The sequence below is a fragment of the Pseudarthrobacter adonitolis genome (genome assembly GCF_055412845.1).
Map to the genome: position 1 here is coordinate 278,808 of NZ_JBVAYW010000001.1, position 15,750 is coordinate 294,557.

General features: G+C 65.7%; 9 protein-coding genes. 6 read left to right on the top strand and 3 right to left on the bottom strand.

The features are described from left to right. The first annotated feature begins 37 nt into the window (after nucleotides 1–37). The 6 genes from glgX (at nucleotide 38) to ACZYZ4_RS01505 (ending at nucleotide 11,531) form a co-directional block, all read left to right on the top strand. Nucleotides 38–2,293: a glycogen debranching protein GlgX gene (gene glgX / locus ACZYZ4_RS01480; protein ID WP_463857521.1), complete on the top strand. Its 2,256-nt coding sequence runs from the start codon at nucleotides 38–40 to the stop codon at nucleotides 2,291–2,293. Continuing rightward, the gene (gene treY / locus ACZYZ4_RS01485) at nucleotides 2,290–4,644 is read left to right on the top strand and encodes a malto-oligosyltrehalose synthase (RefSeq protein WP_463857523.1); all 2,355 of its coding nucleotides are present in this window, start codon (nucleotides 2,290–2,292) and stop codon (nucleotides 4,642–4,644) included. Before glgX ends, treY begins: the two co-directional genes overlap by 4 nt. Continuing rightward, entirely contained in the window at nucleotides 4,641–6,431 is a 1,791-nt protein-coding gene (treZ, locus tag ACZYZ4_RS01490) for a malto-oligosyltrehalose trehalohydrolase (protein WP_463857525.1), read from the top strand. Before treY ends, treZ begins: the two co-directional genes overlap by 4 nt. 89 nt (nucleotides 6,432–6,520) lie before the next feature. Continuing rightward, nucleotides 6,521–9,199, top strand: coding sequence for a hypothetical protein (locus ACZYZ4_RS01495; protein ID WP_463857527.1), 2,679 nt, complete (start codon nucleotides 6,521–6,523; stop codon nucleotides 9,197–9,199). Between the two features lie 51 nt (nucleotides 9,200–9,250). Next, a complete protein-coding gene (gene mgrA, locus ACZYZ4_RS01500) occupies nucleotides 9,251–10,288 on the top strand; it encodes an L-glyceraldehyde 3-phosphate reductase (protein ID WP_463857529.1) in 1,038 nt (345 codons plus the stop codon). A gap of 157 nt (nucleotides 10,289–10,445) precedes the next feature. Continuing rightward, on the top strand, nucleotides 10,446–11,531 hold the full coding sequence (locus ACZYZ4_RS01505; RefSeq protein WP_111906578.1) for an inositol-3-phosphate synthase: 1,086 nt from the start codon (nucleotides 10,446–10,448) through the stop codon (nucleotides 11,529–11,531). 119 nt (nucleotides 11,532–11,650) lie between these two features. Here the strand turns inward: ACZYZ4_RS01505 and ACZYZ4_RS01510 are convergent, their stop codons facing one another. The 3 genes from ACZYZ4_RS01510 to mshA all read right to left on the bottom strand — a co-directional run bounded on the left by ACZYZ4_RS01510 (nucleotide 11,651) and on the right by mshA (nucleotide 15,691). Further along, nucleotides 11,651–12,610, bottom strand: a complete 960-nt coding sequence (locus tag ACZYZ4_RS01510; RefSeq protein ID WP_463857530.1) for a DUF559 domain-containing protein — start codon at nucleotides 12,608–12,610, stop codon at nucleotides 11,651–11,653. 78 nt (nucleotides 12,611–12,688) lie between these two features. Next, nucleotides 12,689–14,371 carry a formate--tetrahydrofolate ligase gene (locus tag ACZYZ4_RS01515; protein WP_463857532.1) on the bottom strand — a complete coding sequence of 561 codons (1,683 nt, stop codon included), beginning with the start codon at nucleotides 14,369–14,371 and terminating at the stop codon, nucleotides 12,689–12,691. Between the two features lie 54 nt (nucleotides 14,372–14,425). After that, nucleotides 14,426–15,691: a D-inositol-3-phosphate glycosyltransferase gene (gene mshA / locus ACZYZ4_RS01520; RefSeq protein WP_463857534.1), complete on the bottom strand. Its 1,266-nt coding sequence runs from the start codon at nucleotides 15,689–15,691 to the stop codon at nucleotides 14,426–14,428. Nucleotides 15,692–15,750 lie beyond the last annotated feature (59 nt).

Below are 15,750 nucleotides of genomic sequence, written 5' to 3' on the forward strand. Positions count from 1 at the left end.
CCACGCTCCCGCTGCCGAACAACGATGAGGAGCACACATGGAAATCTGGCCCGGAACGGCATATCCGCTTGGCGCCACTTTTGACGGGACCGGCACGAACTTCGCTTTGTTCAGCGAACGCGCCGAAAAGGTAGAGCTGTGCCTCTTCGATGACGACGGCGTGGAAACGCGGTTCGAGCTTGACGAAGTGGACGGCTACGTGTGGCACGGCTACGTCCCGCAGGTCCAGCCGGGCCAGAAATACGGCTACCGCGTCCACGGGCCCTACGACCCGGATTCCGGCAACCGCTTCAACCCCAACAAACTGCTCTTGGACCCCTACGCCAAGGCCGTGCACGGCCAGATGGACTGGGACCCGGCACTCTTCTCCTACAACCTGGGCGAGCCGGACTCCATCAATAACGACGACTCCGCGCCGCACATGATGATGGGCGTGGTGATCAACCCGTTCTTCGACTGGGACGGCGACCACAACCTGCGCATTCCGTACCACAAATCGGTCATTTACGAGGCCCACGTCAAGGGCCTCACGCAGCTCCACCCGGAGATCCCCGAGGAGCAGCGCGGCACCTACGCCGGCGTGGCGCACCCGTCGGTCATCGCGCACCTGCAGAAACTGGGCATCACGGCCATCGAACTGATGCCGGTGCACCAGTTCGTCAACGAGGGAACTCTGCAGGACAAAGGTTTGAGCAACTACTGGGGCTACAACACCATCGGCTTCTTTGCGCCGCAGAACACCTACAGCTCCACCGGCGACACCGGCCAGCAGGTCCAGGACTTCAAAGCAATGGTCCGCACCCTGCACCGGGCGGGCATCGAAGTGATCCTGGACGTGGTGTACAACCACACCGCCGAGGGTAACCACCTGGGCCCCACCCTGTCCTTCAAGGGCATCGACAACGCCTCCTACTACCGCCTCATGGAGGGCGACGAGAAGCACTACATGGACTACACGGGAACGGGCAATTCGCTCAATGTCCGCCAGCCGCACTCCCTGCAGCTGCTCATGGATTCCTTGCGGTACTGGGTCACCGAAATGCACGTGGATGGCTTCCGCTTCGACCTTGCTTCCACCCTGGCCCGCGAGTTCTACGACGTGGACAAGCTCTCCACCTTCTTCGAACTTATCCAGCAGGACCCTGTAGTGTCCCAGGTCAAGCTCATCGCCGAGCCTTGGGATGTGGGTCCTGGCGGCTACCAGGTGGGCAACTTCCCGCCGCAGTGGACGGAATGGAACGGCCAGTACCGCGACACGGTCCGGGACTTCTGGCGCGGCGAACCGGCCACACTGGGCGAATTCGCCTCCCGCCTCACCGGCTCCGCTGACCTGTACGAGCACTCGGGCCGCCGGCCCGTGGCGTCCATCAACTTTGTCACCGCCCATGACGGCTTCACGCTCGCCGACCTCGTGTCCTACAACGAGAAGCATAACGACGCCAACGGCGAGGACAACAACGACGGCGAATCCCACAACCGGTCCTGGAACTGCGGGGCGGAAGGCCCCACCGACGATCCCGCCGTCCTGGGTCTGCGCGCCCGCCAGCAGCGGAACTTCATCGCGTCGCTGCTCCTGTCCCAGGGTGTTCCCATGCTGCTGCACGGAGACGAACTGGGCCGCACCCAGCAGGGCAACAACAACGGCTACTGCCAGGATTCGGAACTGACCTGGATCAACTGGGAGACCATCGACCAGCCGCTCATCGAGTTCACGGCCGCCGTCAACGCGCTCCGCGCCAAGCACCCCACCTTCCGCCGGAGCAGGTTCTTCGACGGCCGCCCCGTCCGTAGAGGCGAAGGCGAACGCCTGCCGGACATCGTATGGCTTGACGTGGACGCCAGCACCATGCAACCGGAGGACTGGGACAGCGGCTTCGGCCGCTCGGTAGGAGTGTTCCTCAACGGCGACGGCATCCAGGGCAAGGATGTCCGCGGCCGCCGGATCACAGACGTGAATTTCCTGCTGTACTTCAACGCCCACGATGACATGGTGAATTTCACCCTTCCGGCCGATGAGTATGCGCCGGCCTGGGACATTATCATCGATACCGCCGGCCACAATGCGGACACCGAGCCGGTCAAGGCCGGTGAGGCTTTGCCGGTAGACGCAAAGTCGCTGCTGGTGCTCCGTGCCCACACTGTTCCCGATGTTGAACCGGACCATTCCGTAGCCGCGTCGCTCGCCGCACTGTCGCAGACCGCCACCAGTGAGACCGAGTCCCTCAGCACACCCATGGTGGCCGAGCCCGGGAAGACCACGAAAGTGGGGGGCTGGAAGGACGGCGCCAAGTGAAGGCTCCGGCGTCCACGTACCGGCTTCAGATTCGCAGCAGCTTCACGCTCTTTGATGCGGCTGCGACCGTTCCGTACCTGAAATCACTGGGCGCTGATTGGGTCTACCTGTCTCCGATCCTCACGGCGGAACGCGGTTCCGATCACGGCTATGACGTGACGGATCCGTCGTCGGTGGATCCGGAGCGGGGTGGCCCGGAAGGGCTACTGGCACTTTCCGAGGCTGCCCGCGCCCATAGCCTGGGCGTGCTCGTAGACATCGTCCCCAACCACGTGGGCGTGGCCTCGCCGGCGCAGAACCCGTGGTGGTGGTCGCTGCTGCAGGAAGGGCGGGGCTCGCCGTACGCGGAAGCATTCGACGTCGACTGGGACTTTGGTGCCGGCAGGATCCGGATCCCCGTTCTGGGCAGCGATGACGACCGTGAGCTTCTGGAGGTTGCAGATGGCGAGCTCCACTATTACGGCCACCGCTTTCCGCTGGCCGCAGGTTCATACTCCGACGGCGACTCTCCGCAGGCTGTGCACGACCGGCAGCACTACGAACTCGTCTCCTGGCGCCGGGCGGACAGCGAGCTGAACTACCGGCGGTTCTTCGCCGTCAACACCCTGGCGGGCATCCGCGTGGAGGACCCTTGGGTCTTCGACCAGGCACATTCCGAGGTGAAGCGCTGGTTCGACGACGGCCTGGTTGACGGCCTGCGCGTGGACCACCCGGACGGCTTGGCTGATCCTGCCGGGTATCTTCGCTGGCTCAAGGACCTCAGCGGGGGCGCCTACGTCTTGGTGGAGAAGATCCTGGAGCCGGGGGAGCAGCTTCCGACGGAATTCGCCTGCGAGGGCACCACCGGCTACGACGCCCTGGCCGACCTGGACCGCCTGCTGGTGGACCCGGCCGGCGCGGCTGCGTTGGACGCGTTGGATGCAAAGCTCCGCTCCGGGGATTCTGCGGACTATGCGGCCATGATCCTAGGGACCAAGCGCGCCGTGGCGGACGGCATGCTGCGGTCCGAGATCCTGCGGTTGGCCCGCCTGGTCCCCTCTGACGCGCGGCTGTCTGCTGACCTGTCTGTGGACGTCGCTGCGGATGCCCTGGCCCAGGTCATCGCGGCCTTCCCCGTGTACCGCACATACCTGCCCGCAGGTGAGGACGTGCTGCGCGAGGCCTGCGCGGCTGCGGCTCGCCAGCGCCCTGACCTGGCCGACGTGTTGGACGTGCTGCTGCCCCTGCTGCTGAAGCCCGAGACTGAACTTGGCGGGCGGTTCCAGCAAACGTCCGGCATGGTGATGGCCAAGGGTGTTGAGGACACAGCCTTCTACCGCTACACCCGGCTGGGGACACTGACGGAGGTGGGAGCGGACCCGTCCCATTTTTCGCTCGCCCCGGAAGAGTTCCACCGGCGGATGGCCGAGCGCCAGGAGTTCCTGCCACTGTCCATGACCACGTTGACCACGCACGACACCAAGCGCAGCGAGGACGCCCGGGCACGGATCACCGTGATCGCCGAGCTGCCGGACGAGTGGGCAGCAACCTTGGACACCCTCCGAGACCTGGCCCCGGTGCCCGACGGCCCGTTCGAGGCCTTACTGTGGCAGGCGGTCATCGGTGCGTGGCCGGCGTCGCGGGAACGGCTGCAGGCCTATGCGGAAAAGGCTGCCCGGGAGGCAGCCAACTCCACCACGTGGACCGATCCGGACCAGAAGTTCGAATCACGCGTCAAGGCAGCTGTTAATGCTGCGTTCGACGACGCCCGGGTCACCAAGGTGATCGCGGACTTCGTCGCCAGGACGGATGCCTTTGCCGCCGCCAACTCGTTGTCCCTGAAGCTGCTCCAGCTGACCATGCCGGGGGTGCCGGACGTTTATCAAGGGACGGAATTCCGGGACCGGTCGCTGGCCGACCCGGACAACCGGCGGGCTGTCGACTTTGAACGCCGCGGCGTGGCTTTGGCCGCGCTGGATGCCGGCACGATTCCGGCAGACTTCCGGGACGAGACCACGAAACTGCTGGTAACCTCCCGGGCGCTCCGACTCCGCCGGGACCGGCCTGAACTCTTCCAGGGCTACCGGCCCGTTTTTGCTTCCGGCGCTGCCGTGGACCATCTGGTGGCGTTCAACCGCGGGGCGGACAGCAACGGCACTGGCGGCACACCAGGCGCCTTGACCCTTGCCACTCGGCTCCCCTTCGGACTGGAACGCGCCGGCGGGTGGCGGGACACCGCCGTCGAACTTTCCATTGCCTTTCGGGACGAACTCACGGGACGGACGCACGGCCCCGGCCCGGTGCACGTGGCCGACATCCTCCAGCCTTACCCTGTGGCGCTGCTCGCGCCCGTGAACGGAGACAACGCATGAGCCTGACGCACCACGGTTCCGGCCGGTTCGATGTCTGGGCCCCGGACGCCTCGGCCGTCTCGCTGCTCGCCAACGGTCAGCACTACCCCATGAAGCAGGTGTCCGGAGGCCCCGGCGCAGATGGCTGGTGGTCCGCGCCGGACGCCCCGGCGGACGCAGACGTGGACTACGGCTACCTGCTCGACGGTGATACGCACCCGCTGCCCGACCCCCGGTCGCGTCGCCTCCCGGATGGCGTCCATGCTCTGTCCCGCACCTACGATCCCGGCTCCTACGCCTGGCAGGACGCCGGCTGGTCCGGGAAGGAACTGCGCGGCTCGGTCATCTACGAACTCCACGTCGGAACCTTTACGCCCGAGGGAACGCTCGATGCAGCCGCAGACAAACTCGGCTACCTCGCGGCCCTCGGCATCGACTTTGTCGAGCTGCTGCCGGTTAACGGATTCAACGGCACCCACAACTGGGGCTACGACGGCGTGCAGTGGTTCGCGGTCCACGAAGGCTACGGCGGGCCCGCGGCTTACCAGCGTTTTGTGGACGCGGCCCATGCAGCCGGGCTGGGCGTCATCCAGGATGTGGTCTATAACCACCTGGGACCCAGCGGGAACTATCTGCCCAGATTCGGTCCGTACCTCAAGCAGGGCGACGCCAACACGTGGGGCGATTCGGTCAACCTCGATGGCCCGGGGTCCGACGTCGTGCGTGAATACATCCTGGACAATGCAGCCCTGTGGCTGCGCGATTATCACGTGGACGGCCTGCGTCTGGATGCGGTCCACGCTCTCCGTGACGAGCGGGCCGTGCACGTCCTGGAGGAGCTCGGCACGCTTGGCGATGCGATCTCCGCGGAGACCGGGCTTCCCAAGACCCTCATCGCCGAATCGGACCTCAACAATCCGCGGCTGATCTACCCCCGCGATGCCAACGGCTACGGCCTCGCCGGGCAGTGGAGCGACGACTTCCACCACGCGGTGCACGTCAACGTCAGCGGCGAGACCGCGGGGTATTACGGCGACTTTGCGTCCCTCGGCGTGCTGGCCAAGGTCCTCAAGGACGGCTTCCTGCACGACGGCAGCTACTCCAGCTTCCGCGGACGCCATCACGGCCGGCCCATCAACACTTCGCTGGTCCACCCCGCGGCCTTGGTGGTGTGCAGCCAGAACCACGACCAGATCGGCAACCGGGCCATCGGGGACAGACTGTCCCAGTCCCTGCCCTACGGTCCGCTGGCCGTGACCGCGGTACTGACGCTGACCTCGCCATTTACGCCCATGCTGTTTATGGGTGAGGAATTTGGTGCCTCCACGCCGTGGCAGTTTTTCACCTCGCATCCCGAGCCGGAGCTGGGCAAGGCGACGGCGGAGGGCAGGATCCGCGAGTTCGAACGTATGGGGTGGGATCCCGCCGTCGTCCCCGATCCGCAGGATCCCGAAACGTTCCGGTGCTCCAAACTCAACTGGGCGGAGGCTAGCCACGGTGACCACGCGCGGCTCCTGTCGCTGTACCGCTCGTTGACCGCGTTGCGGCGCGCTTACCCCGAACTGGCCGGCCTGGGGTTCGCGGAAACGGACGTGACATTCGACGACGACGCCGGCTGGTTGCGTTTCCGGCGCGGGTCCGTGGAGGTGCTGTTGAACTTCTCCGCGTCGCCTGTGCGCCTGGACGATGTGCGGGGCACGGTGCTGCTCTCGACGGACCACGCCTCTTCGCTGGACGCGGATGTGTTCGTGCTTTCGGCGCACAGTGGGGCGGTCATGACTACTGGGGCAGAAGTAGCCTCGAGTTGACGTAGACACTGTAGTTACCCGGGCGTACTATTCGCGTACTGACCAGCCGTGATGGGCGGCTCGGTGGTGTACGGGCGATGGAGGCCGTCATGGGTGACCCAGCGAAAAAGGCGTCGAAGGTTGCTGCCACGCTGGAACTCCGCATCCACGGCATCCGCAATACGCCGCCCCATGAACTCCTCCGATCAGGCAACAGGTTGCTCAAGCCCGACGACGTTGAGCTCTCCTGGGGTGACGAACTCGCGGGCTTTTATCGGGCCAAGGCCGGGACTAGTGGCGGGGTTGGCCGGGCCGCCGCGGCCGATGAGAAGGTGGTGGTGGAGGCGTACTCGTGGGGCCGGCTGGCCCGGTTCACGGGTGTAGGCATCGTCAGCAAAATCGCCGATGCCCTGGTCCGCACGGCCTGGTTCCTGCTGATGCCATTTGGGCTGACCAACGCCGCCTATTGGAGTCGGCCGTTGCCGGTGGTAAAGCAGCAACCGGACGCTGCGGCCGCCGAGGTTGCACCTGTGGTCTACGCAGACAATGTGCCACGCGGGTGGGATGGTGCGGGACGGATCCGGCTTTTCGCGCTGGCCCTCACCCTGTATTTTGTGGTGACGGCGGCCGTGGTCTTCATGGACCTGATCGCCGTCCAGTGTTTTCCGGTCGACATCGATGCCAATGAAGCGGCGGACGTGCCGCAGCAGGAGGGCCGGATCTGCTCCCCGCTGCCGGCTTTCCTTGACGGCCTGGCCCTATGGACCCGGGGCCAACGCATCGCCCTGTTTGCCCTGGCACCCCTCGTTGGAGTGGGGATTCTGGCTGGGATCGCCTACCTGGCGCGGACCCGGTTCCACCCCAGGCCCAACCTTCGACCAGGCACTCCGGCAGGGTTCGCCCCGGTTGCCCCAGAGGAACAGGCGATCCCCAGCCTCATGATCCCGACTCTGTGGGAAGCCCGTCGGGAAATCCGCTACAACGGAGGGCTGCACGTGTGGGCTGCGCTCGCCGCAGTTGGTGCCATGATCGCGTGGGACGGATTCTGGACACGGATCGACAGTACGGACTGCGGGCACCTGAGCTCATTTTTCACCGGCTGTGTCGGGGAGCTGGCGACCGGGTCTATGTCGGTGACCGGGTACGCGATGATGGCCGCCTGGCTGATAGGGGTTGTTGCGGTGGCCGGCGCCGGGATTGAAACCGTCCGGAAGTCGGCAGACAACCCGGACGTGCCGGTCCATGACGGATCCTCCTGGCAGGGGCCGATCGCCGGCGCGGCCGTGATTAGCGCGGTCGTGGCGGTGCTGGCTTCGGTTCTTTCCGGTGATGACGCCGGCGGAGTTCCCGTCGCAGCCGAAGGCGCCGCGGGGGTAACACGCATGCTGGGACTGGGCACCGCGCCGGCGGGTCTTATGTTCGCGATGCTGGCGCTGATCATCAGCATGTGCCTGCTAAACAGGAAGGGCTACGACCCGCGGACGCTGGGCTGGCGGGGGAAGGGCTCGGCCGTCTTCGCCACCCTCGCCCTGGGAGCCGCAACCATCCTGAGCTGCGCGATCGTTGGTGCAGCGGCAACCCTGCTGCAGCGCAACATGGAGCGGCGAAGCACTACCGACGACGGCATGTGGCGGTACGGCGTCGTCGCGCTCGACGTGCTGGAACCGCCGTCGGTCTTTCGGCTCTTCAGCGGGCTGCTCCTGGCAGTGATCGTCCTGGCCGCCCTTGTGTGGGGTTTCTGCTCCTGGCAGGCGGTGCGTTCCATGGCCTGGAATAAGCCAGATAACGCGATCTTGGAACTGCTGGGCTTTTACAATGCAGCTCCGCCCCTGCCACAGGAGGCCGCGGCCGGCCGCAAGCTGGTAGCTGCCAGGCGGACTGCTTCCCTCGCCCACCGGGCAGAAGCTGTGGTGTCGCTACTGGCCATCCTCATCTTCCTGGGACTGCTCTCGGCCCTGGTCCTGGGCACCTTCAAGGACTGGTGGAACGTCGGCTGGGTGGCAGGTTTGTATGGGCTTATCGAAGACCTTGGGGTCCTGGGCCTTGCCGCGGCCGGTGCCACCATCGTTGCCCTGGCGGTCCTGTCAGCCCGGCCGAATTCCCGGCCCATGGCGCTCCTGTGGGATCTCATGTGCTTTATGCCCAAGACAGCGCATCCCTTTGGTCCCCCCAGCTATGGCGAGCGGGCGGTCCCTGAATATGCCGCCAGGATTGCAGCCTGGTTGGACGGCTCCGAGGGTTCACCGCCGGCAGGAACCGGAAAGGTGGCAATCTCGGCGCACAGCCTGGGCGCGGTGATCGCCGTCAGCGCGCTGTTCCATTTGAAGGCAACCCGTCCCACCTTGCCCTTTGAGCGGCTCGGCCTGTTGACCTACGGAACCCAGCTGAGACCGTACTTTGGCCGGTTCTTCCCTGAACTTCTGGGGCCAGCGGTGCTCTCCACGGCCGCCGTTGCGCGCACCCCGCTCCGGGCACCCGGCGGTCCGCACACGGAAAGGGAACGACTTCAGGGCGCTTTGGAACCAAAATATCTGAACCTTAGTGACATCCTAGGCCCGGGCTCCAACCGGTGGGTGAACCTGTACCGCAAGACCGATTACCTCGGTTTCCCGGTGCTCTACAAAGGTCCCAGAGGTAACGACTGCGTGGACACTGACCCGTATGCGCAGGAGATAGATCCCTTCACCTACCAGTTCCTCGTAGTGAGCCACAGCGACTACCTGCAGGCGCCCCAATACGACAAGGCGATTGCCGCCGTCGTCAATTCCCTGCCGGCTCCGAGGCCGTAACCACGACCCTTGCGGTCTGTAGCGCGCGTCACAGGTGGCAGGATGGTATGTATGACTTATTCAGCCGCGGAAAATCGCTATGAATCCATGCCCTACCGCCGTGTCGGACGCAGCGGACTGAAGCTGCCGGCCATTTCCCTGGGCCTCTGGCATAACTTCGGCGACGACAAGCCCTTCGAAGTGCAGCGCGCCATCCTGCGCCGCGCCTTCGATCTGGGTGTCACCCACTTCGACCTCGCAAACAACTACGGTCCGCCCTACGGCGCCGCCGAGACCAACTTCGGCCGCCACTTCAAGGATGACTTCAAGCCGTACCGCGACGAACTCATCATCTCCAGCAAGGCCGGCTATGACATGTGGCCCGGGCCGTACGGCAACTGGGGCTCCCGCAAGTACCTGCTGGCCAGCCTGGACCAGTCCCTGGAGCGCATGGGCCTGGATTACGTGGACATCTTCTACAGCCACCGGCCGGACCCGGAAACTCCGATGGAAGAGACCATGGGCGCCCTGGACCACGCAGTCCGCTCGGGCAAGGCCCTGTACGCCGGCATCTCGTCCTACACCCCGGAGCAGACCCTCGAAGCGGCCCGGATCCTGAAGGAACTGGGCACGCCGCTGCTGATCCACCAGCCGAGCTACTCCATGCTGAACCGCTGGACCGAGAACGGCAGCCCCAACCTCTACGAGGCGCTGGAGCAGGTGGGCGCCGGCTGCATCGCCTTCTCGCCGCTGGCGCAGGGGATGCTCACGGGCCGCTACCTCAACGGCGTGCCCGCGGATTCCCGGGCAGCGCAGCAGAAGTCCCTGGACGAAGCCATGATTACGGACGAAAATCTGGACCGTGTGCGCGGGCTCAACCGGATCGCCGAGGGCCGCGGGCAGACCCTCGCGCAAATGGCGATCGCCTGGATCCTCCGCGAGCAGGGCAAGGGCTCCTCCGTGACATCCGCACTCGTCGGCGCTTCCAGCGTCCGGCAGCTGGAAGACACCCTGTCCGCCATCAACAACCTAGACTTCACGGCCGATGAGGCCAATGCCATCGACGAGTTCGCCGTTGAATCGGACATCAACCTGTGGAAGCAGAAGTAACCACGTAACGCTTCAATTAGCCGGGCCGGGAACAATCCCGGCCCGGGCTCGGTTGGGTAAGATGAAAAGGCGCCGAATGGCGCACTGCCAGCATGCCGCCGTCGTACTTTCCGGCACTGACCGTCCTGGCGGCTGAAGTTGTCTTCAAAGGAGTTCCGTGTCTGCAAATCCGATTCGTGTTGCCATCGTTGGTGTGGGTAACTGCGCCGCCTCGCTCGTCCAAGGTGTGCATTACTACCGCGACGCCGATCCCCAAGCCACGATCCCGGGTCTGATGCACGTGGAGTTCGGCAAGTACCACGTCAACGATGTACAGTTTGTTGCCGCTTTTGATGTGGACGGCAAGAAGGTGGGCGTGGACCTCGCCGACGCCATCCTGGCTAGCGAGAACAACACCATCAAGATCGCCGACGTGCCCCCAACCGGCGTGACCGTCCAGCGCGGCCACACCCTCGACGGCCTCGGCAAGTACTACCTCGAGACCATCGAACAGTCCGCCGAAGAGCCCGTTGATATCGTCGCCGCACTCCGCGAATCCAAGGCCGACGTTATGGTCTGCTATCTCCCGGTTGGTTCCGAGGATGCGGCCCACTTCTACGCGCAGGCTGCCATCGACGCGGGCGTGGCCTTCGTCAACGCCCTCCCAGTGTTCATCGCCGGCACCAAGGAATGGGCCGACAAGTTCACGGCCGCCGGCGTCCCGATCGTGGGCGACGACATCAAGAGCCAGATCGGTGCCACCATCACGCACCGCGTTATGGCAAAGCTCTTCGAAGACCGCGGCGTCACGCTGGACCGCACGTACCAGCTGAACGTCGGCGGCAATATGGACTTCAAGAACATGCTGGAGCGCGACCGCCTCGAGTCCAAAAAGATCTCCAAGACGCAGGCCGTGACGTCCAACGTTGAAGCCGACATTGCACCGCGCAACGTCCACATCGGCCCGTCCGACTACGTCCAGTGGCTCGACGACCGCAAGTGGGCCTTCGTCCGCCTCGAGGGCCGCAACTTCGGTGACGCACCCGTGTCGCTGGAGTACAAGCTCGAGGTCTGGGACTCACCCAACTCCGCTGGCGTGATCATCGACGCCATCCGTGCCGCCAAGATCGGCTTGGACCGCGGCATCGGTGGCCCGCTGCTCTCGGCCTCGAGCTACTTCATGAAGTCCCCGCCGGAGCAGTTCAACGACGACCTCGCCCGTGAAAAGGTAGAGGCCTTCATCCGCGGCGACCTCGAGCGCTGACCCCGCTCCACCCTGCATTGCGGACGCTCCCTCACCCGACTGGTGGGGGAGCGTCCGGCGTTTGGCGGCCCTTGCGACGCTCTCTCACCTTTGGGGCGTTTCTGACGGACGCTCTCGCACTACATCGAGCGCGAAAAGCCGGACACGACGGCGGGATCCACCCGGGCGGACCGCAGTTGCCTTTTGATCATCCTGACGGCGCGTTCGAATCCGTCGGCCAGATCATCGTTATCGAAAATGAGGACCGTCCAGCCAGCGGCTTCGAAGGCCTTGTCCCGTCGCCGATCGCTGAGCTGCTGTTTGGGCACGAGGTGATGGCCGCCGTCGTACTGGATGGCCACGCGCCGATGGCGGTATCCCAGGTCCGCCGACGGCGACAGCGGGTCTGCCTCGCGCAGCCTGAGCTGAAGCTGGGGCTCGGGGACCCCGGCGTCGAGCATTGCCAGCCGGAGAAGGGTCTCCGGGACGGAATCCGCTCCCACGCGCATGAGTTCCAGGGCTTCGCGGGCGCGGACGATTCCTTGCAGGTTTTTGTGCCGATCCGTCAGGGCTCGCAGCTCCTCAACGGTGGCAAACGGTACGTTACGGCTTTCAAATTCCTGCCGGGGCAGCCGGATCAATTCGTCGCCCAGGCAGACAAGGTCCTTCAGCGGCACTACCCGGGCCATGTCCAGCCACGTGCGCGGCCGCGTGCTGATGAGGATTCCGTCAACCGATTCGACCTCGTCATCAGCCACCGTCACCGTGTGCCCAATCACGCCTTTGCGGCGAACGCTCGGCAAGGAACGCGGCTTGCTGAGATGTAGTTCCGTGGAGTCGGAGAGCCACGGTGGAAGGCATGAGCTGCGAAGACGTGCCGCCGTCACGTGCGAGATCCATGCACCCGGAGTGGCTTCCGAGAGCGCACGGGCGGTCGCCTCAAGTTCGAAATCCCAGTCAGCGGGCCGGTACAGTCCGCGACTGACATGGGCGACGTCGGGCCGGAGGAGACGATTCCGAGGGACGCCTTCTGCTGTGGCCTCCGTGAGCGTGAACGGACCTGATGCCAGTGTGGCGGGAAGCGCGGTCTGCGTGTGCATACCGGCATTGTTCCTCAGAGTGGCCGTTGCCCGCAGAAGTTATCCACAGGTGAGAGAGCGTCCGGGGGAGGGGGTGGGTCAGGAGAGGCCTACTGGGTTGCCGGCGTCGTCCACATCCATACGCATTGCCGCGGGGGCCGCGGGGAGGCCGGGCATCGTCATCACGGCGCCGGTCAGGGCCACGATGAAACCCGCGCCGGTCTTGGGGATGAGGTCGCGGACGTGCACGGTGAAGCCCTTGGGCGCCCCCAGCCGCGAGGCGTCGTCGGTGAAAGAATACTGGGTCTTGGCCATGCAGACGGTCAGCCCGGACCAGCCGTTCTTTTCGATGTCAGCCAGGCGCTTCAGGGCAGGGACGGAGAAGTCCACGCCGTCGGCGCCGTAGATCTCCTGCGCAATGGTCCGGATCTTCTCCTCCACAGGCAGCTCCAGGGTATACAGATGGTGGAAGCTGTTCGGCGCAGCCACCGCGGCCGCGACCTTCGCGGCCAGTTCGTCGCCGCCGTCGCCGCCGCCGCCCCGGCCCCAGACGTCCGCCACCGCGGCCTGGACCCCCTCCGCCGCACACCATTCCAGCAGCCAGTCCAGCTCCTCTTCGGTGTCGGACGAAAACCTGTTGATGGCCACCACCGGCGCCACCCCGAACTTCTCCACGTTGTGCACGTGCCGCCGGAGATTCGCGACGCCGGCCTGCAGCGCCTGGACGTCGGGTTCCGTCAGCCGGTCCTTGGGTACACCGCCGTGCATCTTGAGCGCGCGGACGGTGGCCACAACCACGACGGCGGACGGTGCCACGTCAGCGATCCGCGCCTTGATGTCCATGTACTTCTCCGCGCCCAGGTCAGCGCCGAAGCCGGCCTCGGTGACCACGATGTCCGCGAGCCGCCGGGCCGTCTGGGTGGCGATCAGCGAGTTGCAGCCGTGCGCGATGTTGGCGAACGGCCCGCCGTGTACCAGCGCGGGAGTGCCGGCTATGGTCTGTACCAGGTTGGGCTTGATGGCTTCCTTCAGGAGCAGGGTCAAGGCGCCCTGGACGCCGAGGTCCGCCACGGTGACCGGAACCCGGGAGTACGTGTAGCCGAACGTGATCCGGCCCAGGCGCTCGCGGAGGTCAGCCAGGCTGGTGGCCAGACAGAAAACCGCCATGATCTCCGAAGCCACGGTGATGTCGAAGCCGTCCTGCCGGGGGACACCCTGGGTGGGCCCGCCCAGGCCGATGATGACCTCTCGGAGCGCCCTGTCATTCATGTCCAGGACGCGTTTGAACGTCATCCGCCGGGGGTCGATGTTCAGCTCGTTGCCTTGATAGATGTGGTTGTCCACGAGCGCCATCAGGGCATTGTTCGCAGACGTCACGGCATGGAAATCACCGGTGAAGTGCAGGTTGATCTCGTCCATGGGCAGCACCTGGGAGTAGCCGCCCCCCGTAGCCCCACCCTTCATGCCCAGTATGGGGCCCAACGAGGGTTCCCGCAGCGCGATCATCACCTTGTGCCCGGCCCGGGCCAGCGAATCGGCGAGCCCCACCGTGGTGGTGGACTTTCCCTCACCAGCCGGCGTGGGCGACATCGCCGAGACCAGCACCACTTTCCCTGCCGGTGCCGCAGCGGTCAGCCGTGCCGGATCAACCTTCGCTTTGTACCGCCCGTACAGTTCCAGCGCGGCGGCATTGATGCCCGCGGCAGCTGCAATCTCCTCGATGGGCCTCATAGTGGCTTGCCGTGCGATCTCGAGGTCGCTGAGGGTATTCCGTTCAGACATCCTTGTCCTTTGGTTGGGGCCGGGTACTGAAGGCCGACGGCGGCTGCCCGCCGCCTACGGTGCCGGGACCGCCGGGATCAGCCGGTGGCCCAGATGCTGTTCGACGGCGGCGTGGTACGTTTCGAGCGTGATGGCGGCAGTGCGCTGCCAGCCCAGGTTCTCCGCCCGGATGGCCGCGGCCCGCCCCATATCGGCACGGGTGTCGGGATCGTCGTACATGGCTTCGAGCGCGTCCGCCCAGTCCGAGGCGTGGTGCCCGTCCACCAGCAGCCCGGTCCGGCCATGGCAGATGGCGCGGGACAGTCCGCCCACCCGGGTGCCCACCACGGGTGTCCCGCAGGCCTGTGCCTCAATGGCCACCAGGCCGAACGATTCGCTGTAGGAAGGCATCACCACAACGTCGGCCGCCCGGAACCAGGACGCCAGGTCAGCCGCGCTGACCGGGGGAAGGTGCGTGACGACGTCGTCCATTCCAGACTCCGCGATCAGGTGCCGGAGGTTGAAGTCCTTGTTGCCGCTGAGGGCACCCAAGATGGTGAGCCTGAGATCGATCTCGGGCCGCCGGGCGCGAAGCAGGGCCGCGGCCTTGAGCAGGACCTGCGGGCCTTTCAGCCGCTGGATCCTGCCCGCGAACACCAGGTGGAACGTCTCCGGCGATACACCCCGTTCGGCCCGGGACCGCGCGCGGAACGCGGGTGCAAAGGTGCTGAGGTCCACGCCCGGCGGCGCCACATCGATGCGGTCGTAATCGGCACCGTAGTGGGACACCAGCTCTTCGGCTTCGGCGGTGGTGTTGGCGATCAGGCGGGCGGCGCCGTCGACGATCCGGTGCTCGCCCTCTTCGCGCCGCCGCGGCTCGGGCTGTTCGCCGGACTCCAGCAGAAGGTTTTTGACCTTGGCCATGGTGTGCATGGTATGGACGAGCGGCACACCCCAAAGCTCCGAGAGCTCCAGGCCGGCGATCCCGGACACCCAATAGTGCGAATGGACGACGTCGTAGCGGCCGTGCGGCTGGCGCTGGCGGATCTGCTCGATCTCGGCCACCATGCTGTGCAGCAGCGCCGGCAGTTCTTCCTTGGGGATCTTCCGCGGCGGCCCGGCCAGCACGTTGTGGACGCATACCCCGGGGTCCGGATGCTCGACGGCGGCCTGCTTGGCTGAGGTGGAACGCGTGAAGATCTCTACCTCCACGCCGGTCTCGGCGAGCGCAGAGGCCAGCTCCCGGATGTAGACGTTCATCCCGCCGGCGTCGCCGGAGCCTGGCTGCTCCATTGGGGAGGTGTGGAGGGAGAGTAACGCGACCCTGCGGATCAATGTCATGGCTTCTCCTTCCCGTCGCTGGCGCGGCGTGGGCCCCGCTGTTGCCCACTCGGTAAAAC

Coding starts and splice junctions, on each gene's coding strand:
- mshA (WP_463857534.1), bottom strand. CDS start 15,691: ATGACATTGATCCGCAGGGTCGCGTTACTCTCCCTCCACACCTCCCCA.
- ACZYZ4_RS01510 (WP_463857530.1), bottom strand. CDS start 12,610: ATGCACACGCAGACCGCGCTTCCCGCCACACTGGCATCAGGTCCGTTC.
- glgX (WP_463857521.1), top strand. CDS start 38: ATGGAAATCTGGCCCGGAACGGCATATCCGCTTGGCGCCACTTTTGAC.
- mgrA (WP_463857529.1), top strand. CDS start 9,251: ATGACTTATTCAGCCGCGGAAAATCGCTATGAATCCATGCCCTACCGC.
- ACZYZ4_RS01495 (WP_463857527.1), top strand. CDS start 6,521: ATGGGTGACCCAGCGAAAAAGGCGTCGAAGGTTGCTGCCACGCTGGAA.
- treZ (WP_463857525.1), top strand. CDS start 4,641: ATGAGCCTGACGCACCACGGTTCCGGCCGGTTCGATGTCTGGGCCCCG.
- ACZYZ4_RS01515 (WP_463857532.1), bottom strand. CDS start 14,371: ATGTCTGAACGGAATACCCTCAGCGACCTCGAGATCGCACGGCAAGCC.